The 25133-nt window shown below is 71.8% G+C and carries 15 protein-coding genes; 10 read left to right on the plus strand and 5 right to left on the minus strand.

All coding sequences use genetic code 11. The annotated features are described in order from the left end of the window. Positions 1-187 precede the first annotated feature (187 nt). Both ACWEBX_RS29245 and ACWEBX_RS29250 read right to left on the minus strand, forming a co-directional pair. On the minus strand, positions 188-1435 hold the full coding sequence (locus tag ACWEBX_RS29245; protein ID WP_451887793.1) for a L,D-transpeptidase: 1248 nt from the start codon (positions 1433-1435) through the stop codon (positions 188-190). A 169-nt stretch (positions 1436-1604) separates the two neighbouring features. After that, positions 1605-2834: an Ig-like domain-containing protein gene (locus ACWEBX_RS29250; protein ID WP_451887794.1), complete on the minus strand. Its 1230-nt coding sequence runs from the start codon at positions 2832-2834 to the stop codon at positions 1605-1607. 151 nt (positions 2835-2985) lie between these two features. On the opposite strand from ACWEBX_RS29250, the gene glgX reads away from it, so the two are divergent. From glgX to ACWEBX_RS29275, 5 genes are all read left to right on the plus strand, one after another. Then, positions 2986-5319 (plus strand): glycogen debranching protein GlgX, encoded by a 2334-nt coding sequence (gene glgX, locus ACWEBX_RS29255; RefSeq protein WP_451887795.1) that lies wholly within the window; start codon positions 2986-2988, stop codon positions 5317-5319. A gap of 201 nt (positions 5320-5520) precedes the next feature. After that, positions 5521-7359, plus strand: a complete 1839-nt coding sequence (locus tag ACWEBX_RS29260; RefSeq protein ID WP_451887796.1) for an ABC transporter ATP-binding protein — start codon at positions 5521-5523, stop codon at positions 7357-7359. Further along, a complete protein-coding gene (locus tag ACWEBX_RS29265; RefSeq protein WP_451887797.1) occupies positions 7356-9221 on the plus strand; it encodes an ABC transporter ATP-binding protein in 1866 nt (621 codons plus the stop codon). Before ACWEBX_RS29260 ends, ACWEBX_RS29265 begins: the two co-directional genes overlap by 4 nt. Positions 9222-9276: 55 nt before the next feature. Next, a complete protein-coding gene (locus ACWEBX_RS29270; protein WP_451887798.1) occupies positions 9277-11049 on the plus strand; it encodes an ABC transporter transmembrane domain-containing protein in 1773 nt (590 codons plus the stop codon). Then, positions 11046-12803, plus strand: a complete 1758-nt coding sequence (locus ACWEBX_RS29275; protein WP_451887799.1) for an ABC transporter ATP-binding protein — start codon at positions 11046-11048, stop codon at positions 12801-12803. Before ACWEBX_RS29270 ends, ACWEBX_RS29275 begins: the two co-directional genes overlap by 4 nt. 56 nt (positions 12804-12859) lie before the next feature. Here ACWEBX_RS29275 and ACWEBX_RS29280 read toward each other — a convergent pair whose 3' ends face one another. Continuing rightward, positions 12860-13264, minus strand: coding sequence for a hypothetical protein (locus tag ACWEBX_RS29280; RefSeq protein WP_451887800.1), 405 nt, complete (start codon positions 13262-13264; stop codon positions 12860-12862). Positions 13265-13357: 93 nt separating this feature from the next. After that, the gene (locus ACWEBX_RS29285; protein ID WP_451887801.1) at positions 13358-14161 is read right to left on the minus strand and encodes a TNT domain-containing protein; all 804 of its coding nucleotides are present in this window, start codon (positions 14159-14161) and stop codon (positions 13358-13360) included. Positions 14162-14692: 531 nt separating this feature from the next. On the opposite strand from ACWEBX_RS29285, the gene ACWEBX_RS29290 reads away from it, so the two are divergent. From ACWEBX_RS29290 to ACWEBX_RS29300, 3 genes are all read left to right on the plus strand, one after another. Further along, the gene (locus ACWEBX_RS29290) at positions 14693-16756 is read left to right on the plus strand and encodes a M4 family metallopeptidase (RefSeq protein ID WP_451887802.1); all 2064 of its coding nucleotides are present in this window, start codon (positions 14693-14695) and stop codon (positions 16754-16756) included. A 308-nt stretch (positions 16757-17064) separates the two neighbouring features. Next, positions 17065-18729 (plus strand): M4 family metallopeptidase, encoded by a 1665-nt coding sequence (locus ACWEBX_RS29295; protein ID WP_451887803.1) that lies wholly within the window; start codon positions 17065-17067, stop codon positions 18727-18729. Between the two features lie 70 nt (positions 18730-18799). Then, positions 18800-19300: a DUF1990 family protein gene (locus ACWEBX_RS29300; RefSeq protein WP_451887804.1), complete on the plus strand. Its 501-nt coding sequence runs from the start codon at positions 18800-18802 to the stop codon at positions 19298-19300. 76 nt (positions 19301-19376) lie between these two features. Here ACWEBX_RS29300 and ACWEBX_RS29305 read toward each other — a convergent pair whose 3' ends face one another. Then, positions 19377-21995, minus strand: a complete 2619-nt coding sequence (locus tag ACWEBX_RS29305) for a glycosyltransferase family 1 protein (protein ID WP_451887805.1) — start codon at positions 21993-21995, stop codon at positions 19377-19379. A gap of 328 nt (positions 21996-22323) precedes the next feature. Between ACWEBX_RS29305 and ACWEBX_RS29310 the strand changes: the two genes are divergently transcribed. Further along, complete coding sequence (locus ACWEBX_RS29310) at positions 22324-23580, plus strand: S8 family peptidase (protein ID WP_451887806.1); 1257 nt, start codon at positions 22324-22326, stop codon at positions 23578-23580. Between the two features lie 221 nt (positions 23581-23801). After that, a partial coding sequence (locus ACWEBX_RS29315) for a maltotransferase domain-containing protein (protein WP_451887807.1) occupies positions 23802-25133 on the plus strand: 1332 nt, incomplete at its 3' end.

Below are 25133 nucleotides of genomic sequence, written 5' to 3' on the forward strand. Positions count from 1 at the left end.
GCGATGGCGGCCACGACGGCGATGACGACCGAGGCGGAGACGGTGAGGGTGTTGTAGGTGGCTGAGTCACAGCACACCCGGCCCGGTGGAGAACGGTCACACGATCGGGTCGGACGGAGTCACACGATCCGCTCGGAGGCGGCCGGCCGATCCCCTGCCGGACCGTCACACGATCCGTTCCGGCGCATCACTTGATCCAGTCCGCCCAGGATATGTTCCAGCCGTTGAGACCGTTGGCCGGGTCGACCGTCGGGTCGGTGGAGTTCTTCACGACCACCACGTCACCGACCATCGAGTGGTTGAAGAACCAGGCGGCCGGCACGCCGCTGTCGTAGCCGCCGCGCACGTCCCGCAGGCCGATGCAGCCGTGGCTGGCGTTGTAGTTGCCGAAGGCGCCGCCGCCCCAGTAGTTGCCGTGCACGAAGGTGCCGGAGCCGGTCAGGCGCATGGCGTGCGGGACGTCCTTGATGTCGTACTCGCCGTCGTAGCCGACCGTGTCGCCGTTCATCCGGGTCACGGTGAACTTCTCGCTGATGACCATCTGGCCGTTCCAGGTGGCGTAGCCGGGCTTGCCGGTGGTCACCGGGATGGTCTTGACGACCTTGCCCTCCTGCATGACCTTCATCGTGTGCTTCTTGGCGTCCACGACGGACACCTGGTCGCGGCCGATGGTGAAGGAGACCGTCTTGGCCTGCTTGCCGTAGACGCCCTTGCGGCCCTCGACGCCGTCGAGGTTCAGCTTCACGGTGACCTTGGTGCCGGCCTTCCAGTACTTCTCGGGCCGGAAGTCGAGGCGGTCGTTGCCGAACCAGTGGCCCTGGACGTCGACGGCCGGCTCGGTCGTGATCTTGATGGCCTTCTCGACGTCGTCCGGCTTGGTGATGCCCCGGGTGAAGCGGACCGAGAACGGCATGCCGACGCCGACCTTGGAGCCGTCCTCGGGCGTGAAGTTGCCGGTGAAGGTGTTCTGCGGGCTCAGCGTCGTGAAGGACGAGTCCTCGGCCGCCGTGCGGCCCTCGGAGTCCTTCGCGACCGCGTGCACCTGGTACTTGGTGGACGCCGCGAGGTGTGTGGCGGGCGTCCAGCCGCCGCCGTCGGCCGATATCTCGCCGTCGATCTTCGTGCCCTCGTTGTCCTTGACGGTGACCTCGGTCAGTTTGCCCTTGCTGGCCGTGACCTTGAGGGTGCCGCTGGTGTCGACGTCCTTGGCGCCGGCCTTCGGCGCGATCGTGACGACGGCCACCGACTGCTTGCTCTCCGTGGTGGTGCTGCCCTTGCCGTCCTTTTCCTTCCCTCCGGACCCCGAGTCCGTTCCCCCGCCCCCGCCGCAGGCCGTGACGGCCAGCAGCGCACCGCCGACGATCACCGCCCACCGCTTGTTGCGGCCGCGTGAGCGTCCACCCGCCGACGCCCCTGATATCGGTCGCACGTTCACAGTCTTTCTCCCCTCGCAAGGCCTGATCAGGCCCCCACCGCAGCCGCGTCCCACGCGATCACTGGCGCATATTAACCTCACGGTTTTGAGCTCCGTGTCAGGTCAATGTCACCGTTCCGTCGCAACTTGGACCATCGACCGCGAAGATGGTTGCACCGGGGAGCGAAGATCAGTCGACTGCGCTGCCGGCCTTCCACTCCCGCCAGCCCATGTTCCAGCCGCCGAGTCCGTTGTCGGGGGCCACCTGCTTGTCCTTGCTGTGCACGACTTCGATGACGTCCCCGACGAGACTGCGGTCGAAGAACCAGCCCGCCGGGGTGTCGGAGCTGCCGCCCTTCACGTCCCGCAGACCCACGCAGCCATGGCTCACGTTGGTGTTGCCGAAGGCGTCCGGCGCCCAGTAGTTGCCGTGCAGGAAGGTCCCGGAGTCGGTCAGGCGCATCGCGTGCGGGACGTCGGGGATGTCGTACTCGCCGCCGAAACCCACGGTCCGGCTGTTCATCCGGGTCACTTCGAGCATCTCGGTGACGACCATCTTCCCGTTGTACGTCGTCGTCTTCGGCGCTCCGGCCGTGATCGGCACCGTGGCGAGGAGGTTGCCGTCACGGCGTACCTCCATGGTGTGGGCGCCGGCGTCGACGAGGGACCGCTGGTCGCGGCCGACGGTGAACGAGAAGGTCCTGGACTGGAGTCCGTACACGCCGGGTGATCCTTCGACGTCGCGCAGCCCGAGCGCCACGGTGACCTTCGTGCCCGGTTTCCAGTAGCGCTCGGGACGGAAGTCGACGCGTCCGCCGCCGAACCAGTGCGCGCGGATCTCGACCGCGGGCCGCGCCTCGACACGGATCGCGCGCTCGACGGCGGCCCGGTTCTCGATCTCCCGGTTGAACTCCAGGGAGACGATCATCCCGGTGCCCACGACGGAGCGGTCCTCCGGGGTGACGTACCCGATGAACCGCTCGTCGGGGACGGCCGTGGTGAACGTGGTGTGCCGTGCCGAGCGGTGCCCGCCGCCGTCCAGGGCCACCGCGTCCACGGTGTACTTGGCGGCCAGGGCGAGCCGCGCGTCGTCCGGTTTCCAGGACAGGCCGTCGTCGCTGATGTGCCCCGGTACGGGTGACTCCCGGGCGTCCTGGTACTTGACGACCTTCACGGACTCCAGGCGTCCGCCGGGCACCCGTACCAGCAGTGCCTCCTGCGGTCGTACGCCCTTCTTGTGGTCGTCGGGCGAGACGTGGATGACATCCTCGGGGGACCGTGGTTTGCCGAACGCCTCCCCGATCCCGTCCGAGATCCCGCCGGAGGTGCAGCCGGAGGCTCCGGCCAGCAGACCGGCCCAGGTCAGTACGGCGGCCAGCGCGGCCCCTGCGCGCCGCGCGCGCGTCTGTACGTGCTTCACAAGGGACCCAACGACGCCGCCCCTCCGGGGAAACGTGAGTGCGAGCCACGCTCTGGGCAGAACAGTGGGGAGGACGACGCGCCAAGGAGCCGCGGCCGGGACGCCGTGCACCCTTTTCCGCGCCGTTCCACGAGCCGTGGGAGGCTGACCGGTGTCGAGCGCACCCGAGCAGGAGGCGGTCCACGAGGGACGCGCCGCGGGCGGCGGGCTGCCCGCGCAGACCGTCACGGACCCGGCGGGGCCACCCGCCGCACCGCCCGCCGCCGTGCCGGCGCCCGCGGACCCGGCGGCGGAGCCGGCCGCTCCCGCGCTGAACGGCTCACGGCACCCCGCGGCACCTCCCGTCGGCGCCTGGCCCGGTGCCCCCACTCCGCTCGGAGCACGCTTCCGGGTCGGTCCCGACGGCACCACGGGCACCAACTTCGCCCTGTGGGCGGGCGGCGCGGAGGCCGTCGACCTGTGCCTCTTCGACGAGGCGGGCGCCGAGACCCGCGTCCCGCTCACCGAACTCACCCACGAGATCTGGCACGGTTTCGTGCCCGGAGTGCTCCCCGGCCGCCGCTACGGCTTCCGGGTGCACGGCCGCTGGGACCCGTGGACCGGCGCCCGCTGGAACCCGGCGAAGCTGCTCCTCGACCCGTACGCCCGTGCCGTGGACGGCGACTTCACCCTGCCGCCGGAGGTGTACGGGCACGTCCGCGACTGGCCTCAGCAGCAGGTCGCCGACACCGTGCGCGACGACCGCGACTCGGCGCCCCTCGTCCCCAAGGGCGTGGTCGTCCAGGACGACGACGACTGGGCGGACGACCACCGCCCCAAGACCCCGTGGGCGGACTCGGTCATCTACGAACTGCACGTGCGGGGATTCACCCGTCTGCACCCCTCGATCCCCGAGGAACTGCGCGGCACGTACGCCGGACTGGCGCACCCGGCGGCCGTCGAGCACCTGGTGAACCTCGGGGTGACGGCCGTGGAGCTGCTGCCGGTGCACCAGTTCGCGCACGAGGACCACCTGCTGCGCCGGGGCCTGAAGAACTACTGGGGTTACAACTCGATCGGCTATTTCGCCCCGCACGCGGGCTACGCCGCCTCCGGCACGAGGGGGCAGCAGGTCGGCGAGTTCAAACGGATGGTGCAGGCGCTGCACGCGGCGGGGATCGAGGTCATCCTCGACGTCGTCTACAACCACACCGCGGAGGCGGGCGAACTGGGCCCGATGCTGTCGCTGCGCGGCATCGACAACCGGGGGTACTACCGGCTCCAGCAGGACGCCCGCCGCTACGCCGACTACACGGGCTGCGGCAACACCCTGCACGTCGTGCAGCCACAGGTACTGCGGCTGATCACGGACTCCCTTCGCTACTGGGTCACCGAGATGGGCGTCGACGGGTTCCGCTTCGACCTGGCGGCCGCCCTGGCCCGGTCCATGCACGACGTCGACATGCTCTCGCCGTTCCTCGCCGTCATCGCCCAGGATCCGGTGCTGCGCCGGGTCAAGCTGATCGCCGAGCCGTGGGACGTGGGCTCCGGCGGCTACCAGGTCGGCGCCTTCCCGCCCCTGTGGACGGAGTGGAACGACCGCTACCGCAACGCCGTACGGGACTTCTGGCGCGGGGCGCTGCCCGACGTAAGGGATCTGGGCTACCGCCTGTCGGGGTCGAGCGACCTGTACGCCTGGGGCGGCCGGCGCCCGTACGCCTCCGTCAACTTCGTGACCGCGCACGACGGTTTCACCCTGCGCGACCTCGTGTCGTACGAACGCAAGCACAACGAGGCGAACGGCGAGGGCAACCGGGACGGCACCGACGACAACCGGGCCTGGAACGGCGGCACGGAGGGCGAGAGCGAGGACGAGGATCTGCGGGCGCTGCGGAGGCGCCAGTTGAGGAACCTGCTGACGACGCTGCTCCTTTCGACAGGAGTGCCGATGCTGGTCGCCGGGGACGAGTTCGGGCGCACCCAGCGGGGCAACAACAACGCCTACTGCCAGGACAACGAGATCAGCTGGGTCGACTGGTCGCAGCTCGACGACCCCGACTGGCGGGCCCTGTTCGAACTGACGTCCCGTCTGATCGCGCTGCGGCACGCGCATCCCGTGCTGCGCCGCCGGGCGTTCTTCTCCGGGCGGGCCCACTCGGCCGACGGACTGCGGGATCTGGCCTGGTTCACCGCGCGGGGCACCGAGATGACGGAACGGGACTGGTACGCGCCCGCCGCGACCCTCGGCATGTACCTGTCCGGCCGGGACATCCCCGGACGGGACGCGCGGGGCGCCCCGGTCGTCGACGACAGCTTCCTCGCCGTGCTGCACGCCGGGGACCGGCCGGCCTCCTTCGAGCTGCCGGGGTCGCCCTGGGCCACCGCGTACGAGGTGGTCGTGGACACGTCGCGCGAGGACCAGGCCGCGGCACCCGCGCTCACGCACCGGGCGGGCACGGCGATCACGGTGCCGGCGCGGTCCGTGCTGCTGCTCAGGGTCCACTGACGGCAGGCGGCGGCGCGCTCTCCCGGGGACCCGCGGTCCGTCGTCCGATCGGTCGGTACGACCGTACGACGTCCCCCGGGGAGCAGCGCTGCGACACCGTCCTCGGACGCCCCGGGACGACCGCTCCGAGCACCCCGGACGGTCCAGACGCGCCGAAAACTCGGTGGGCACTGTCAGTGGTGAAACGTAGGCTCGCTCATGATGACCACCTCCGATGCAGCCGCCCAGGACCACCCCCACCGTTCGACCGTACGCAGCCTGTTGCGCCTGTGGCCCTATGTCCGCCCGGTGCGGGCGAGATGGTTCGGCGCGGCGTTCGTCGCCGTGGTCGCCTCGTGTCTCTCGCTCGTGTTCCCGCTGATCCTGAAGTGGATGGTGGACGGTCCCGTCACGGGGCACGATCCGGCGGGAGTCTGGCTCGGGGCGCTGTATCTGCTGCTGCTCGGCATCGCCGAGGCCGGTCTGTTCGGGCTGCGCCGCTGGCTGGTGGCCCGCCCGCTGGCCGGGGTCGAGGCCGGAATGCGGGCCGATCTGTACCACCATCTGCAGCGCCTGCCGGTCGCCTTCCACGACCGCTGGGCGTCCGGACAGCTCCTGTCCCGGGCGACCACCGATCTGATGCTGGTCCGCATGTTCCTGGCGTTCCCGCTGACCTTCCTCCTGGTCAACGGCGTGACGATCCTCGCGGGCATCGCCATCATGCTGGCCCAGGAGTGGACCCTCGGGCTGGTGCTCCTCGCCCCCGCCGTCCCGGTCATGATCGTCTGCTGGTTCTTCGAGCGGCGTTACGCGGAGGTGGCGCGGCGGGCCCAGGATCAGGTCGGCGATCTGACGACGGTGGTCGAGGAGAGTGTGCTCGGCATCCGGATCATCAAGGGGTTCGGCCGCCATCGCAGCCAGGCGCGGGCGTTCCGTGAGCTGTCCCGGTCGCTGCGCGGCACGGAACTGGTCAAGGCCCGGCTGCTCGCCTCCATCTGGGGCGTCATCGTCACCCTGCCCGAGTTCGCCATCGGCGCGGCCCTCGTCCTCGGTACGGTCCAGGTCGCCGACGGCCGCCTGTCCGCCGGCACGCTGGTGGCGTTCCTGTCGACCGCGCTCGCGCTGCGCTGGCCCGTCGACTCGATCGGGTTCCTCCTCGCGATGAGCCAGGAGGCCGCGACGGCCACCGAACGGTACTTCGAGGTCATGCGGGCGACGCCGGAGTCGGACGGCACGGCCGCCCCGGCCGCCGTGCCCACCCCGGCCGCCCTGCCCGCGGCCGGAGCCGGCGACAGCGACAGCGACAGCGACAGCGACAGCGGACTGAGTTTCCACGGTGTCGAGTTCCGCTATCCCGACGCCCCCGCGGACACACCCCCGGTGCTGGCCCGCATCGACCTGCACGTCCGCTCGGGCGAGAGCATGGCGCTCGTCGGTGCCACCGGCTCCGGCAAGACCACCCTCACCGCGCTCGTCCCCCGCCTGCACGAGGTGACGTCCGGCCGGATCACCCTGGACGGCCGGGACATCACGCGGATGCCCCGCGAGGAGCTGCGCGAACTCGTCGCCGTCGCCTTCGAGGAACCCACCCTCTTCTCGGCCACCGTCGGCGAGAACGTCCTGATGGGCGCCCCCGAGACCGCCGGCCGGACGGAGCTGGACCGCGCTCTCGCCGTCGCGCAGGCCGACTTCGCGCACACGCTGCCCCGGGGCACGGGGACGCAGGTCGGCGAACAGGGCCTCAGCCTGTCCGGCGGGCAGCGGCAGCGGCTCGCGCTGGCCCGCGCGGTGGTCGGCCGCCCGCGCTTCCTGGTGCTCGACGACCCGCTGTCGGCGCTCGACGTGCACACCGAGGCCGCGGTCGAGGCCGCCCTGCGCCGGGTGCTGGCGGAGACGACCGCGCTGATCGTGGCGCACCGTCCGTCCACGGTCCTGCTGGCCGACCGGGTGGCCCTGATCTCCGACGGCCGGATCGCGGCGGTCGGCACCCATCACGAACTGCTGCGCACCCATGCCGAATACGCCCACCTGATGTCGGGCGCAGAGGAGGAGGGCCGATGACAGCGGCGCCCACGACCACCGCGGCGGACAAGGAACCGAAGGGCGGCGCGCCCTCGGCACCCGGGCCGCACGAGGACCCCTTCGACCACGACACCCTGCCCGCGCCCCCGGGCGCGACCGCGACCCTGCTGCGCTCGCTGCTCGCCCCGCTCCGGGCCCGGGTGGCCCTGACCACCGTTCTGCTGCTGCTCCAGCAGGCGGCCGTACAGGCGGGCCCGCTGCTCGTGGCGTACGCCATCGACCGCGCCGTACCGGCGTTCCGGCAGGACGACCACGGGCCGCTGATCGCGATCGGCGCCGCCTACCTGCTGTGCTCGGCGGCCTCCGGCGGGCTCCAGTACGCCTTCATCATCGCCTCGGCCCGGGTCAACCAGGACGTGCTGCTCGATCTGCGCGGCCGGATCTTCCGGCACGCCCAGGCGCTCAGCGTCGACTTCCACGAGCGCTACACCTCGGGCCGGCTGATCTCCCGCTCCACGACGGACGTCGAGTCGCTGCGCGAACTGCTCAGCGAGGGGCTCCAGGAACTCGTCACCGTCATCCTGTCCTTCGTCTACATCTCGGCGATGCTGCTCTGGCTGGACGTCGGTCTGGGCGCGGTCGCGGTGGCCTCCTTCGTGCCGCTGTATCTGCTCATCCGCCGCTACCAGCGCCGCGCGGGGCGGATCTTCGCCGTCCGTTCGACGACGATCGCCGCGGTGATCGTGAAGTTCGCGGAGACGATGAACGGCATCCGGCCGGTGCGCGCGTTCCGCCGGGAGGCCGCCAACGAGGCCGAGTTCAAGGTGCTCAACCAACGGCACGAGCGGACGAACGGCGACGCCCTGCTGGAGATGGCGCGCTATGTCGTCGGCTCCCGGCTGGTCGCCAACACGGCCGTCGCGGGCATCGTGCTGTGGGGCGCCTACCGGGTGGCGTCGGATTCGCTGGCGCTCGGTGTGCTCGCCGCGGCGGTCCTCTATCTGCGCCGGCTCTACGACCCCATCGACCGCCTCGGCATGTTCCTGAACTCCTACCAGTCCGCCGCGGCCTCGATGGAGAAGATCGCCGGTCTGCTGGCCCAGACGCCGTCCGTGCCGGAGCCGTCCTCGCCGCGGGAGCTTCCGGCCCTCGCCTCCGAACATCCCGGCCGTGAGGTCGTGTTCGACGGCGTCCGCTTCGCGTACCGCACCGGCGGGGAGGTCCTGCCCTCCTTCTCGCTCACCCTGCCCGCCGGACAGACGGTGGCCGTGGTCGGCTCGACCGGCGCCGGCAAGTCGACGCTGGCCAAGCTCCTGGCCCGGTTCTACGACCCCTCCGACGGCCGGGTCCTGCTCGACGGCGTCGATCTGCGCGAGCTGGCGGTGCCCGAACTGCGGCGCGGGGTCGTGATGGTGACCCAGGAGGCGTTCCTGTTCTCGGGCACGGTCGCCGAGAACATCGCGATCGGCCGCCCCGAGGCGTCCCGCGAGGAGATCGAGCGGGCGGCGAAGGCGATCGGCGCGCACGACTTCATCAGCGCGCTGCCCGACGGCTACGACACGGACGTACGCAAGCGCGGCGGCCGGATCTCCGCCGGCCAGCGTCAACTCGTCGCCTTCGCACGGGCGCTGCTCGCCGACCCGGCGGTCCTGATCCTCGACGAGGCGACCAGCTCCCTCGACATCCCGGGCGAACGGGCCGTGCAGCGTGCGATGTCGACGGTCCTGCGGGGTCGTACGGCGGTGGTCATCGCCCACCGGCTGTCGACGGTGGCGATCGCCGACCGGGTCCTGGTGATGGAACACGGCCGGATCGTCGAGGACGGCCCGCCCGCCGAACTCATCGCGGGCACGGGCCGCTTCGCGGACCTGCACAAGGCCTGGCGGGACAGTCTCGTCTAGCGGCGGACGGGCGGAACCGCGAGCGACGGGCGGACGAGGGAGCGGAAGAAGGCTGATGATCGACACGTACGGGGATCCGGGGACACCGGACCGCCGGGGCGGCTGGCGGTTCCTGTGGTGGCTGGTCACCCGGCAGGCGCACCGGTCGGTCACCGGCGCGGTGATCTCCACCGTGTGGATGGGACTCACGGCACTGACGCCGTATCTCCTGTCCCGGGCGATCGACGACGGTCTTGAGCCGGGTGACGGGGCCGCGCTGGCGGGCTGGACGGCCGCCGTGCTCGCCACCGGGGCGTTCAACGCCGGGCTGGGTGTCGTGCGGCACCGCACGATGACCAAGGTCCGGATGGACGCCAACTTCCGCACGGTCAAGCTCGTGGTCGAGCACGCGGCCCGCCTCGGCGCGGCGCTCTCGCGGCAGACCGGCACGGGGGAGATCGTCACGGTCGGCGTCCGCGACGTGGGCACGATCAGCAACTCGCTGACGGTCGTCGGGCCCGGTCTGGCCGCGGTCGTCACCTACGGCGTGGTGGCCGCGCTGCTGCTGCCGGTCTCGGTGCAGCTCTCCGCGGTGATCCTGCTCGGGGTGCCGCTGACGGCCGGGATCGTCGGGCCGCTCACGGTCCGTCTCCAGGGAAGGGAGACGGGATACCGCGAACGGCAGTCCGTCCTGACCGCGCGCGTCGGCGACCTCGCGGGCGGCCTGCGCGTCCTGAACGGCCTCGGCGGCAAGGGGCTGTTCGCGGACGCGTTCCGCCGCGACTCGCGGAAGCTGCGCGAACAGGGCTACCAGGTCGGCGCGGTGACGAGCTGGATCCAGGCCCTGGGCGTGGGCATGCCGACCGTCCTGCTGGCCGCGGTGACCTGGCTCGCGGCCCGGCTGGCGGCCCAGGGAGACATCACCATCGGCCAGTTGGTGTCCGTGTACGGCTATGTCGCGGTCCTCGTCCTGCCGGTGTACTTCTTCATCGACTGCGGCTACGAACTCTCCCGGGCCGTGGTCGCCGCCCGGCGCGTCGTCCAGTTCCTGTCCCTGGAGCCCGTCGTCTCTCCGCCGGACGCGCTCGACGCCCCCAGGTCCCCGGCGGTGCTGCACGATCCGGAGTCCGGGGTCCGTGTGGTCCCGGGGAGGCTGACCGTGCTGGCCGGGGCCCGCCCCGAACAGTCCGCGGCCGTGGTCGACCGCCTCGGCCGGTACGCCGCCTCGGACGTGACCTGGGGCGGCGTACGGCTCGACGCGCTCGCGCTGCCCCAGGTGCGCGAACGGATCCTGGTCGCCGACAACGAGGCCGACCTGTTCGCCGGCACACTGCGCGAGTCCGTCCGGGCGCGCCGGGATCCCGACGACGAGACCGTCGGCCGGGCCGTGCGCGCGGCCGCCGCCGACGACATCGTCCTCGGGCTGCCGGACGGCCTCGACGCGGCCGTCGACGCGCAGGGCCGGAACCTGTCCGGCGGGCAGCGGCAGCGGGTCCGTCTCGTGCGCGCGCTCCTCGCGGATCCCGAGGTGCTGCTCGCCGTGGAACCGACCTCGGCGCTCGACGCCCACACCGAGGCGACGGTCGCGGCCCGGCTGCGCGCCGCCCGCACGGACCGTACGACCGTCGTGACGAGCACGTCGCCGCTCGTCCTCGACCACGCGGACACCGTCTGCTTCCTCGTCGACGGCAAGGCCGCGGCCACCGGCAGCCATCGCGAACTCCTGCGGACGGAACCGGGATACCGGTCGCTGGTCTCCCGTGGCGCGGAGCCGGAGGAGGACGCGGAGACCGATGACGCGGCGGACGCGGGCCCGGTGGCGGGCGTGGACGAGGAGGTGACGCTGTGACGGGCGGGCTGCCGGTGGCGGGGCGCGCCGAGGTGCGGCGGGCGGCGCTGCGGCTGATCCGTGCGGACGGGCGGGTGTTCGGCGTCGTGCTCGCCCTCAACGCGCTGGCCGCCGGGGCCGGTCTGGTCGGCCCCTGGCTGCTCGGGCGGATGATCGACGACGTGCGCGCGGGCGCCGGTGTCGAGGCGGTGGACGGGCCGGCGCTCGTCATCCTGCTGGCCGCGCTGGGCCAGCTCCTGCTGTCGCGCTGGGCCGGGTACGCGGGCTACCGCTTCGGCGAGCGGACCCTCGCGCGGGTGCGCGAGGAGTTCGTGGAGCGGGCGCTGACCCTGCCCGCGTCGGTCGTGGAACGGGCGGGCACCGGCGATCTGACGGCACGCGCCACCGCCGACGTCACCGAGGTGGGCACCATCCTGCGCGACTCGGGACCCCAGCTCATGATCTCCGGCGCGCAGGCGCTGTTCGTCCTCGTCGCCGTCTTCGTCATCGACCCGCTGCTCGGCCTCTGCGGGGTCCTGGGACTGACCGGCATCGGCTTCGCGCTGCGCTGGTATCTGCGCCGGGCTCGTACCGCCTATCTCGCCCAGGGGGCCGCCGGCTCGGAGGTCGCCGAGATTCTCGCGGCCACCGCGTCCGGTGCCCGCACGGTGGAGGCGTTCGGGCTGCGCGAGCGCCGGACGCGGGCGAGCCGGGACGCGCTGGAGGTGTCCCGGGTGACGCGGATGCGGACGCTGTTCCTGCGCAACGTGTTCTTCCCGGCCGTGGAGATCTCGTACGTCGTGCCGGTCGTGACGGTCCTCCTGGTGGGCGGTGCGCTGCACGCCCGGGGCACGCTGAGTCTCGGCACCGTGGTCGCCGCGACGCTCTATCTGCACCGGCTCGCCGAACCGCTCGACCAGATCCTGGGCCAGGTCGAGCAACTACAGAGCAGCGGCGCCTCGTTCGCCCGCGTGGAGGGGCTGGCCGGCGCACCGCGCGCCGTCCCGGCCGGCTCTCCCGTACCGGAGGACGACCGGATCGACGTCACCGGCGTGCGCTACGCGTACGAGCGCGGCGGCGAGGTGCTGCGCGGGGTCGATCTGACGGTGCGCCCCGGGGAGCGGCTGGCCGTCGTGGGCCCCTCCGGCGCGGGGAAGACCACGCTGAGCAGACTGCTGGCGGGTGTCGACGCTCCGGGCAGTGGGTCGGTGACGGTCGGAGGGGTGCCGGTCGTCGATCTCGACCCGGAGCAGCTTCGCCGGCACGTCGTCCTCGTCACCCAGGAGCACCACGTGTTCCTCGGCACGGTCCGCGACAACCTGCTCATCGCCGAACCGGACGCCGACGACGCCGCGTTGTGGGCCGCGCTCGCGGCGGTCGGCGCGGAGGACTGGGCCGGGGACCTCCCGGACGGGCTGGACACCGAACTGGGGCCCCGGGCCGTGCGTGTCGACGGCTCCCGGGCCCAGCAGCTCGCGCTGGCCCGGGTGGTGCTCGCCGACCCGCACACCCTGATCCTCGACGAGGCCACGGCGCTCCTCGACCCGACGACCGCCCGGCACACGGAGCGGGCGCTGGCCACCGTGCTGGAGGGCCGGACCGTCATCGCGATCGCCCACCGGCTGCACACCGCCCATGACGCGGACCGGGTGGCGGTGATGGAGGACGGCCGGCTGTCCGAACTGGGCACGCACGACGAACTGGTGGCGGCCGGGGGGCCGTACGCGGCGCTGTGGCACTCCTGGCACGGGGACCGGGACCCCTCCGGCGGCTGAGCTGAGCCACGTGCACGGACCCGCGCCGGACTCACGGCACCGGCTGCGGACACGACCTAGGCGGGACCGTCGCCTTCCGGGGGCTCCTCGCCGGGCTTCCCTGCCGTCCCGCGGAGGAGTTCGGTGAGGGCCGCTTCGAGGTCGTCGTCGGCCTGGCGCTGCAGGGCCTCGGGGTCCGGGTGCGGGGCGGCCGGCGCTCCGGGAGCGGGGTCGGGGGCGGGGGGCGGCGGCCCGCCGAGGAGCCGGTCGTGGATCCACCGGCAGGCCTCGCCCTCGTCGGTGAACCGCTCGAAGATCTGGCGGGTCCCCCGCTCGTGGACGCCCACGGTCCAGTCGCCCTCGTGGCCGTCGAGGAAGTAGCGGTCGGCCGCGAGGTGGCGGCCCGGGCAGTCCGCGATCTCGTAGGACGTGGCGGGAACCCGGGCCGCTTCGAGGGCCCGGCACAGCGCGAACCGGTCCATGCGATCGGCCTTCCGCCGGGGCGGAGCCGGCCCGGTCGTCGCCGGGGCCGGCTTCCGCGCGCGGTCGTACGCCCCCGTGGGAGGGGGGCGTGGTCAGTCGTTGGTGCGCACCAGCGTGCCGTTGCTCACCAGGTCCCCCACCGTCGTGCGGGGGATGTCGGGGCAGAACCGGCTCGACGTCACGTACTGGGTGCCGAGGCCGCGCTGCTCGAAGCCGGGGGCGGTCCTGCCCGCACAGACCGTCACGTCCTTGGCCAGCTTGTAGGAGTGGTAGTTGTACGGGTAGCGCGGGTCCGAGGTGTTGAGGCTCGACGGCGGGATGACCCGCTTGCCGTACTTGGTGCCCTCCGGGGCCAGGAAGCGGCCCGCCTCGCTGCCGAAGCGGTCGAGCCGCAGGCCGGCGTGGAGGACGAGCGGAGCGGCGACCACCGTCCCGTTGCGGTGGGTGAAGCCGTCGTCCGGCGGGTAACGCCAGTCGCCCTGGCCCGAGTCGGCGGTGGGGTCCCACCACTTGTCGAGGAACCGCACGGCGGTGAGGCCGCCGAGGCGGTCGTACCGGTGGAGGATGTGCCCCAGGATGCCCCTGGTCGGCAGTTGCCGGGGACCGAGGCGCCAGTCACCGCAGAAGTAGAGGCGGCGTAGCCTCGGCGGGATGGGGTCCGGCACGAGCCCCCTGCACACGTTCGAGGGGTCGGACGCGTTCTGCTGGTCCGCCGGCTTCACATGCCCGGGCGCCGGCTTCGGCTCCGGGGTGGCGGACAGGGCCTGGACGGCGCCGGCCGTGCGGCTGCCGTCGGGGTGGGCGGACGCCTCGGCCGGGACGGAGGAGCCGAGCATCAGGGAGCCGGCCAGGCCTCCCAGCGCCGCAAGGCTCGCACACCAATGTGACCTTCTCACCAAACCTCCTGCGGGGATACCTGTCCGGATCGCACCGCCTCGCCCGGTCGAGGGCGCCGGGTACGGACCGGAATGCCGGGGATCACTCAAACCGCAGGGCGGGGAGCGGGCGAGCGGACGTGCCGGGAGGCCCCCGAAAGGGTCTGGGCTTCATTCCGTTGCGGACGGCGGGCCGGTCATCTGGCGGTACGGGCGGCCCGGCCGGAGTTCGCGCCGGGGCGCGCCCAGGCGCCCCGAAGGGTTGGCCGAAACACCGTCACCCCGCACGCCGGGACGAACATCCCAAGGCGAGTCCGTATAGCGAACACGACTAACCGGACAACGAACCGTTTCCGGCCATTTTTGTGACGCGGTCCTGACAGAAAGGGTTATCTCCTGCCACTCTTCCCTCGGCCACTTCACAGCCACCTCACAGCAACATCGGCTGTGCCGGGGCCGAACGACCCCATGCACCTGGTTCCGCGTACGTCCAGTTCTGCCCGGACGGTTTCGTCGATCGTCCGGTCTCCCCTGGCCGCGCGATCCGCGGCCATGCAGAAGGAGTCCGTGTTGAGCACCAGTTCTCCCCACAGACGCACCTCCCACATCACCAAGCGCCGCGTCACCGGTGTCGCCCTCGTGGGCGTCACCGCCCTGCTGGCCGCGGCCGTCCAGTCGGGCGCCGCGAGCGCCGCCCCCGAACAGGCCCCCCGTGCGGGCAAGGTCAACCCGGGCGCCGTCGCCATGAAGCTCACCGCCTCACAGCGCGCCGAGCTGATACGCGACGCCGACGCGGCCAAGGCCACGACCGCCCGGGACCTGGGTCTCGGCGCCGGCGAGAGCCTCGTCGCCCGTGACGTCATGAAGGACGCCGACGGCACCGTCCACACCCGCTACGAGCGGACGTACGAAGGACTGCCGGTCCTCGGCGGCGACATGGTCGTCGACACCTCCAAGTCCGGGAGGACCGGGCACGTCCACAAGGCCACGAAGGCGTCCCTGAAGGTCGCCGAGCTCAAGCCCGTGGTCGCCGCGGGCACGGCGGAGAAGCAGGCGCTGGCCGCCGCCAGGGCCGCCGGTTCGAAGAGCACCGCCGCCGACCGCGCGCCCCGCAAGGTGATCTGGGCGGCGAGCGGGAAGCCGACCCTCGCCTACGAGACCGTCGTCGGCGGCCTCCAGGACGACGGCACCCCCAACGAGCTGCACGTCATCACCGACGCGGCCACCGGCAAGAAGCTCTACGCGTACCAGGGCATCGAGACCGGTATCGGCAACACCCAGTACAGCGGCCAGGTGACCCTGACGACGACGCAGTCGGGCTCCAACTACACGCTGACCGACGGCGCGCGCGGCGGCCACAAGACGTACAACCTGAACCACGGCTCGTCGGGCACCGGCACGCTGTTCTCGCAGACGAGCGACACCTGGGGCAACGGCACCACGTCGAACGCCGCCACGGCCGGCGCGGACGCCCACTACGGCGCCGCGGAGACCTGGGACTTCTACAAGAACACCTTCGGTCGCAGCGGCATCAAGAACAACGGCGTCGGAGCCTACTCCCGCGTGCACTACGGCAACGCGTACGTGAACGCGTTCTGGGACGACGGCTGCTTCTGCATGACCTACGGCGACGGGTCCGGGAACGCCGACCCGCTGACCGCGCTGGACGTGGCCGGCCACGAGATGAGCCACGGCGTCACCTCCAACACCGCGGGCCTCAACTACTCGGGCGAGTCCGGCGGTCTGAACGAGGCGACCTCCGACATCTTCGGCACCGGCGTGGAGTTCTACGCCAACAACTCGACCGACGTGGGCGACTACCTCATCGGCGAGAAGATCGACATCAACGGCGACGGCACCCCGCTGCGTTACATGGACAAGCCGAGCAAGGACGGCGCCTCCAAGGACTCCTGGTACTCGGGTGTCGGCAACGTCGACGTGCACTACTCGTCGGGTGTCGCCAACCACTTCTTCTACCTGCTGAGCGAGGGCAGCGGCGCCAAGGTCATCAACGGCGTCAGCTACAACTCACCCACCTCCGACGGGCTTCCGGTCACCGGCATCGGCCGCGACAAGGCGCTGCAGATCTGGTACCGCGCGCTCACCACCAAGTTCACCTCGACCACCAACTACGCGTCGGCCCGCACGGGCACGCTCGCGGCGGCGGGCGAGCTGTACGGCACGACGAGCGCCGAGTACACGGCGGTGCAGAACGCCTGGGCCGCCGTGAACGTCGGTTCACGGCCGGGCGGTGGCGGCGGAGGCGGTACGTCGTTCGAGAACACGGCCGACGTATCGATTCCGGACAACGGCGCGGCGGTCACGTCGTCGATCACGGTCAGCGGCCGTACCGGCAACGCCCCGTCGAACCTCGCGGTCGCCGTGGACATCGTGCACACCTGGCGGGGCGACCTCCAGATCGATCTGGTCGCCCCCGACGGCTCGACCTACCGTCTGAAGAGCACCAGTTCGTCCGACTCGGCGGACAACGTGAACGCGACCTACACGGTCAACGCGTCCTCCGAAGTCGCCAACGGCACCTGGAAACTGAAGGTCCAGGACAAGGCGGCCCAGGACACCGGCTACATCAACAGCTGGAAGCTCACCTTCCCGTAGGCAGCGGCGGAAGTCCGCGCGCGAGCGGTGCGCCAGGGCGCCGCCCCGGAGGTTCGACTCCCCGGGGCGGCGCCCTTCTTTACCGGAACAGGGGTTTGCGCCAACCAGCCCTTGAAAGAGGCTGGTTCACGTCCCCGCGTCCCAACTGTTCACCCGATCGACGATTTTCGGCCAAGGTCTTTATGGGCTCCTGACATGTACGCGGCCGGGATGGCACGCTTCACCCGCACGGCTCACCCGCACCGCAACTTCCCAACCGTCCATCCGGCCCCCACGCCGTTCGGACGTCCCCACACGAAGGAGCTTGCGTGACCCCCCTCTACGCGCGTCACAAGCGCACCACTCTGGCCATCGCCACCGCTGTCGCCGCCGGAGCCCTGCTCACCACCGGTCTGACCACCGGTGCCTCCGCCCAGACCGAGGCGTCCCCCTCCGGCCGGGTCACCCCCCTCGCCGCGTCGCCGGTCCAGCTCTCCGCCTCCGCCCGCACCGCGCTCATCCAGAAGGCCGACGCCGCCAAGACGGAGACGGCCCAGCGCATAGGCCTCGGCGCCAAGGAGAAGCTCGTCGTCAGAGACGTCGTCAAGGATGCCGACGGCACGGTCCACACCCGGTACGAGCGCACGTACAACGGACTTCCGGTCCTCGGCGGCGACCTCGTCGTGCACGAGAGCAAGGCCGGCAAGGCCGAGGGCGTGACCCGTGCGACCAAGACGGCCATCAAGGTCGCCTCGCTCAAGCCGCTGGTCACCACCGCCAAGGCCGAGAAGCAGGCGCTGACCGCCGCCAAGGACGCGGGCTCGGCCAAGACCGCCGCCGACCAGGCCCCCCGCAAGGTGATCTGGGCCGCCACCGGCAAGCCGACCCTCGCCTACGAGACCGTCGTGGGCGGTCTCCAGGACGACGGCACGCCCAACGAGCTGCACGTCATCACCGACGCGGCCACGGGCAAGAAGCTCTACGAGTACCAGGGCATCGAGACCGGCACCGGCAAGACCCTCTACTCGGGCACGGTCACCCTCAACTCGACCCTGTCGGGCTCGACCTACAGCCTCACCGACAGCACCCGCGGCAGCCACAAGACGTACAACAAGTCGCACGGCACGAGCTCCTCCGCGGGCACGCTGTTCACCGACGCGGACGACGTCTGGGGCACCGGCGCGGCCTCCAGCTCCACCACCGACCAGACCGCGGCCGCCGACGCCGCCTACGGCGCACAGGTGACCTGGGACTTCTACAAGAACACCTTCGGGCGCAGCGGCATCAAGAACAACGGCGTCGGAGCGTACTCGCGCGTCCACTACGGCAACGCGTACGTCAACGCGTTCTGGGACGACAGCTGCTTCTGCATGACCTACGGCGACGGCTCGGGCAACACGCACCCGCTGACCTCGCTCGACGTCGCCGGCCACGAGATGAGCCACGGCGTCACCGCCAACACCGCCGGCCTGAACTACTCGGGCGAGTCCGGTGGCCTGAACGAGGCCACCTCGGACATCTTCGGCACCGGTGTCGAGTTCTACGCGGCGAACTCCTCCGACGTGGGCGACTACCTCATCGGCGAGAAGATCAACATCAACGGCGACGGCACCCCGCTGCGCTACATGGACAAGCCCAGCAAGGACGGCGGCTCCGCGGACTACTGGTCCTCCTCCGTCGGCAGCAAGGACGTGCACTACTCGTCCGGCGTCGCGAACCACTTCTTCTACCTCCTCTCGGAGGGCAGCGGCGCGAAGACGATCAACGGTGTCAGCTACAACTCCCCGACCTACAGCGGCTCGACGGTCACCGGCATCGGCCGGGCCAAGGCCCTGCAGATCTGGTACAAGGCGCTGACGACCTACATGACCTCGTCGACGAACTACAAGGGCGCCCGTACGGCCACCCTGTCGGCGGCGTCCTCGCTGTACGGCTCCAGCAGCACCGAGTACGCGGCGGTGGCGGCGGCCTGGACCGCGGTCAACGTCAGCTAGCGCGAACGTAATCGAACCGAGGCGGCACCCGGCACAAAATCGTGCCGGGTGCCGCCTTACCCTTGCCCCCATGCCCTACACGTACGAGGACGTGGGCGCGACCCGCGAGGACCGCTGCCCCCCGGGCTTCCACCGACTGCACGTGCGCTCCCGCATCGGCGAGGGCGAGGCCGTCTTCCGGCGCGCGTCCGAAGCCCTCATGACCTGGGAGATGCACCGGGCCATGGGGATCCGCATGGTCTCCGAGGCCGGCAAGGCGGCGCCGGGCGTCGACGTCACGGTCGGCATCGGCCTGATCAAGGCCCCCTGCCGCATAGTCTGGACCGCCGAGGAGTACCGGCGCACCGCCTGGGCCTACGGAACCCTTTCCGGTCATCCCGAGTGCGGCGAGGAGGCCTTCGTGGTCTCCCGTACCGGCGACGGCACCGTCTGGCTGACGATCACGGCCTTCAGCCGCGCGGCCACGTGGTACGCCCGCGCGGGCGGCGCCGTCACACGCGGCCTGCAGCGCGCCTACGCCCAGCGCTGCGGCAAGGTGATGCGGCGCCTGTGCGCGGGCCTCGACGCCTGAAGCGGCCGACCGGCACGACCCGGGCGAGCCGTGGTGCACGGCTCGCCCCTGTCGCGCCGGTCGCGCGTCCGGCTTCTCAGCGCATCAGCAGGCCCGCTCCCTCTCCCGTCTCCTCCGAGGGCACCGCCACCAGCCCGAGTTCCGCGCCGCTGGCCAGTAGGCGGTGCGACGGCAGGATGCGGACCGTGTAGCCGAAGGAGCCCGTGCGGTCGAGGGACAACGGACCCTCGTACGCCCAACGGCCTTCCAGATCCGGGCCGTTGGTCGGCTTCAGCGGGACACAGACCGCGTCCGCGATGCGGTCGTCCCCGTCGACCCGGCCCGCGACCGCCTGGACCTCCACGTCGTCGGGGACGAGGTCGCCGAGGCCGACACGGACGCGCAGCGACAGCGTGGTGCCCAGTTCGGCGGTCGTGGTGGCCGAGGACGCCTCGACGTGATCGACCGTGATCCGCGGCCAGGCGGCACGGACCCGCGACTTCCAGACGGCCAGCTCGCGGGCCGTCTCGGGAGTGAGGGAACGGTGGGCCTGGGCCGCCGGGGCGTACAGGCGCTCCACGTACTCGCGCACCATCCGGCCCGCCAGGACCTTCGGGCCCAGGTGGGTCAGCGTCCGGCGGACCATCTCGATCCACCGGTCGGGCAGTTCCTCCTGGCCGCGCTCGTAGAAGCGGGGGGCCACCCGCTGCTCCAGCAGGTCGTACAGGGCCGCGGCCTCCAGTTCGTCCCTGCGGTCGTCGTCGGTCGCGGTGCCGTCCGCGGTCGGGATCGCCCAGCCGAAGTCGGGCTGGAACCACTCGTCCCACCAGCCGTCCAGGACGGAGAGGTTGAGACAGCCGTTGAGCGCGGCCTTCATCCCGCTCGTGCCACACGCCTCCAGCGGGCGCAGCGGGTTGTTGAGCCAGATGTCGCAGCCCGGGTAGAGCTTCTGCGCCATCGCCATGCCGTAGTCGGGCAGGAAGACGATCCGGTGGCGTACCCGCGGGTCGTCGGCGAACCGGACCAGTTCCTGGATCAGCCGCTTGCCGCCGTCGTCCGCGGGGTGCGCCTTGCCCGCGACGACGATCTGGACCGGCCGCTCGGAGTGCAGCAGCAGATCCATGAGCCGGTCGCGGTCGCGCAGCATGAGCGTCAGACGTTTGTACGAGGGGACGCGGCGTGCGAAGCCGATGGTGAGGACGTCGGGGTCGAGGACGCCGTCGATCCAGCCGAGTTCGGCCGTGCCGGCGCCGCGCTGGCGCCAGGAGGCCCGCAGCCGGTCCCGTACCTCCAGCACCAGTTGTTCCCGCAGCACCCTGCGCAGGTCCCAGATCTCCTGGTCGGCGATCTCGGCCACCGCGTCCCAGCGGTCGGAGCCTCCGACGGTCAGCGCGTCCTCGGTACGCTGCGCGCCGACCTGCCGGGCGCCGAGGCGGAAGACCTCGGGGGCCACCCAGGTCGGTGCGTGGACGCCGTTGGTGACCGACGTGATCGGCACCTCCTCGGGGTCGAAGCCCGGCCAGAGTCCGGAGAACATCTCCCGGCTGACCTGGCCGTGCAGCAGGGACACCCCGTTCGCCCGCTGGCCCAGACGCAGGCCCATGACAGCCATGTTGAAGAGGTTAGGCTCGCCTCCGGGATAGGTCTCCATGCCGAGGGCGAGGACGCGCCCCACGTCGATGCGCGGGAGTTCGGCGTCGGCGCCGAAGTGGCGGGCGACCACCTCCCGGTCGAAGCGGTCGATGCCGGCGGGCACCGGGGTGTGGGTGGTGAAGACCGTGCCGGCCCTGACCGCCTCCAGCGCGGAGTCGAAGTCCATCCCCCGGTCGCCGAGTTCGGCGATCCGCTCCAGGCCGAGGAAGCCCGCGTGCCCCTCGTTGGTGTGGAACACCTCGGGCTGCGGGTGCCCGGTCAGCCGGCAGTACGTCCTGACCGCCCGTACACCTCCTATTCCGAGCAGCATCTCCTGGAGCAGCCGGTGTTCGCTGCCGCCGCCGTAGAGCCGGTCGGTGACCCCGCGTTCGCCGACGCCGTTCTCCTCGACGTCGGAGTCGAGCATGAGCAGCGGGACGCGGCCGACCTGGGCCAGCCAGATCCGGGCGCGCAGCGCGCGGCCGCCGGGCAGCGCGAGGGACACGTGGGCGGGTGTGCCGTCGTCCTCGCTCAGCGGCACCACGGGCAGTTCGTTGGGGTCGAGAACCGGATAGTGCTCCTGCTGCCAGCCCTCGCGGGACAGGGACTGGCGGAAGTAGCCGTGCCGGTAGAGCAGGCCCACGCCGATCAGCGGGGCACCCAGGTCGCTGGCGGCCTTGAGATGGTCGCCCGCGAGGATGCCGAGGCCCCCGGAGTACTGCGGGAGAGCGGCGGTGATGCCGAACTCGGGCGAGAAGTAGGCGATGGCGGCGGGCAGGTCGGTGGTCTGCGTCTGATACCAGCGGTCGCCGCCCATGTACGCGCGCAGGTCGTCACGGACCGCGGCGAGACGGCGCAGGAAGCGGCTGTCCTCCGTGAGCTCCGTGAGCCGTTCGGCCGGCACGCTGCCGAGCAGTCGTACGGGGTCGCCGCCGCACGCCGCCCAGCGCTCGGGGTCGACGGACTGGAAGAGGTCACGGGTCTCGGCGTGCCAGGACCAGCGGAGGTTGCGGGCCAGGTCACTGAGCGGGTGAAGGGCTTCGGGGAGAACGGGTCGGACGGTGAATCTGCGGATCGCCTTCACGAATTCCACCTTCACGGAGGACGTACGCGGCTAAGGGACGCACGGCGTTGTGCGGCCTTCGTCTCCCACGACGTTAGCGGCGAGGGTGCCTTCGCGACACGGCGCATCGCGGCACTGCGCCCGATCGGGGCCGACCGTGTGACATCGGCGTGAAATCGACGCAACCCTCACGGGCACCTCGTGGACAGCGTGGCCGATTCCACCCGCATAGGCGGTCTTGTGATGCTTCGCACCGCACGAGAGGCTCACCTGGTGACGTACGGCCGGACCCTGTCCCAGCGGCCGGACCCGGCCTCGGTACGTCGCGTCGAGGAGGGGAACTCAGGTCATGGCACGGACGAGGAAGTGGCGTCTGCGCTGGGCGGCGGGTCTCACGGCGGTCGCGACGGCCGCCGTGCTTTCGGCCAACGCCCCGCCCGCGCAGGCGGCTCGGGCGGGACGGATATCCGGCGCGGGGGAGCCGGGCTCCGTCAACGGCAGCTACATCGTGACGCTCAAGGGGGGTACGCGGGCTCCGTCGTCGGCCGGCGCGAGCGTCGCCGAACGGTACGGAGCGAGAATCAGCCACACCTACGGCACGGCTCTCAACGGCTTCGCCGTGCGGGCCGACACGAGACAGGCCCGGCGGCTCGCCGCGGACCCCCGGGTGGCCTCCGTCGTCCGGGACACCCGCGTGACGTTCGAACAGGTCCACGACACGGGTGTCACGGCCGGCCGGGTCGGGACCGCCGGCGCGACCGCCCGCCGGGTCCAGACCGGCCCGCCCTCGTGGGGGCTGGACCGGATCGACCAGACGGGCCGGGCGCTCGACAGGCGGTACACAGCACCCGGCTCGGCGGGCTCGGGAGTGACCGTCTACGTCATCGACACCGGCGTCCGCGTCACGCACCGGGACTTCGGCGGCCGGGCGAGCTACGGCTGGGACTTCGTCGACGACGACAGGACGGCCCAGGACGGCAACGGCCACGGCACCCATGTCGCGGGGACGGTCGCCGGTGCCGGGTACGGCGTGGCCAAGAAGGCCAGGATCGTCGCCGTCCGCGTCCTCGACGACAAGGGCGCCGGCTCCACCGCCCAGGTCATCGCCGGCATCGACTGGGTCACCCGGCACGCGCGGAAGCCGGCCGTGGCCAACCTCAGCCTGGGCGGATACGCCAACGCCCAGCTCGACGCGGCCGTCCGCAACTCCATCGCCTCCGGCGTGACCTACACCGTCGCGGCGGGCAACTCCGGGCTGCCGGCCTCGCTGTGCTCCCCGGCACGGGTCGCCGAGGCGCTCACGGTCGGCGCCACCGACCGGACGGACGCGCGGGCGCGCTTCTCGAACACCGGGCGCGCGCTCGATCTCTTCGCGCCGGGGGTGGACATCACGTCGACTTCGCACACCGGCGACAGGGCGAAAGCCACCTACTCCGGAACGTCGATGGCGAGCCCGCACGCCGCCGGCGCGGCCGCGCTGTATCTGGCGGACCATCCACGGGCCGCCCCCGCGCAGGTGGCGAAGGCGCTGGTGAGACGGGCGGTCCCGGGAAAGGTGTCGGACGCGGGCACGGATTCGCCGAACAGACTCCTGCACATCGGCTGACCCTGGAGTGACGCCGGCACAACCAGGGTGATTCGGCCACACCGCACCGGCCTCGCCTGCCCGGGAGGAGGCCGGTCTTGTGTGTAGACATACGCGTGAGTAGTTAACAAAGTGCCGGAATGCCCACCCGCATAGGGTGGGAAGGCTCCTCCGGTACGCCCGCAGGCCCCACCTCCCCACACGCCATCCGCCCACCCACGTTGACGCGGACAGGAGCGGTCATGCCCGCCACGCACCACACGTCGCCACCCCCGACGACCACCCCCGAGACGCCCCGGACACGCACGGCCGAGGCCGGGTCCCGGACACCTGCTTCCTCTGCCGCACCCGAGAAACCGTCGGCCGGCGCCGACCCGGGCACCGGCACCTCCGCCGCCGCCGGCACACCCGTCGCCGGCACACCCGCCACCGCCCCGGAGACGCCGTCCGCCGGCACGTCCGCTCCGGGAACGTCCGCCCGTAAGGGCAGCACCCCGCGCTCCAAGACGGCCAAGTCCGCCCCCAGGACGGCCAAGTCCTCTGTCCCGAAGACAGCCAAGTCCTCTGTCCCGAAGACGGCCAAGTCCTCTGTCCCGAAGACGGCCAAGTCCTCTGTCCCGAAGACAGCCAAGTCCTCTGTCCCGAAGACAGCCAAGTCCTCTGTCCCGAAGACAGCCAGGTCATCGGCTCCGAAGACGGCCGAGACGGCGATTCCCCCGGTGGGGAAGACCGCTCCGAAGGGAGTGAAGGCCGCTCCCAGGGCGGCCAGGGCCGCCGTCCCCGCCACCCGCACCCCCGACGCGCCCCTCGCCGCCGTCACTCCGGCGACGGCCGTCGGGCGCATCCCCGTCCTCGACGTCCGCCCGGTGGTGCAGCACGGACGCCGTCCCGCCAAGGCCGTGGTGGGCGAGGAGTTCGAGGTGTCGGCCACGGTCTTCCGCGAGGGCCACGACGCCGTCGCCGCGAATGTCGTCCTGCGCGACCCGGACGGCCGTCCCGGCCCGTGGACGCCGCTGCACGAGCTGGCCCCCGGCACCGACCGCTGGGGTGCCAGGGTGAGCGCCACCGCGGAGGGCCGCTGGACGTACACGGTGGAGGCGTGGGGGGACCCGGTCACCACCTGGCGGCACCACGCGGGGATCAAGATCCCGGCCGGTCTGGACACCGAGCTGGTGCTGGAGGAGGGTGCCCTGCTGTACGAGCGGGCGGTCGCCGGCCTGCCGAAGGGGACCCGGGGCAAGCGGAGCAGGGACACGCTTCTCGGGGCCGTGGACGCGCTGCGCGACACCGGTCGTCCCGTGGCCTCCCGTCTCGCCGCCGCGTTGACCCCGCAGGTGGACGGCGTCCTCGCGGAGCATCCGCTGCGCGAGCTGGTGACCTCGTCCGAGCCGTTGCCGTTGCTGGTGGAGCGGGAGCGGGCGCTGTACGGGGCGTGGTACGAGTTCTTCCCGCGTTCGGAGAGCGGGGTGCTGGATCCGTCGGTGCACGGCACGTTCCGTACGGCCGCCGAACGGCTGCCCGCGATCGCGGAGATGGGCTTCGACGTCGTCTACCTCCCGCCCGTCCACCCCATC

The organism is Streptomyces sp. NPDC005070 (assembly GCF_053600395.1).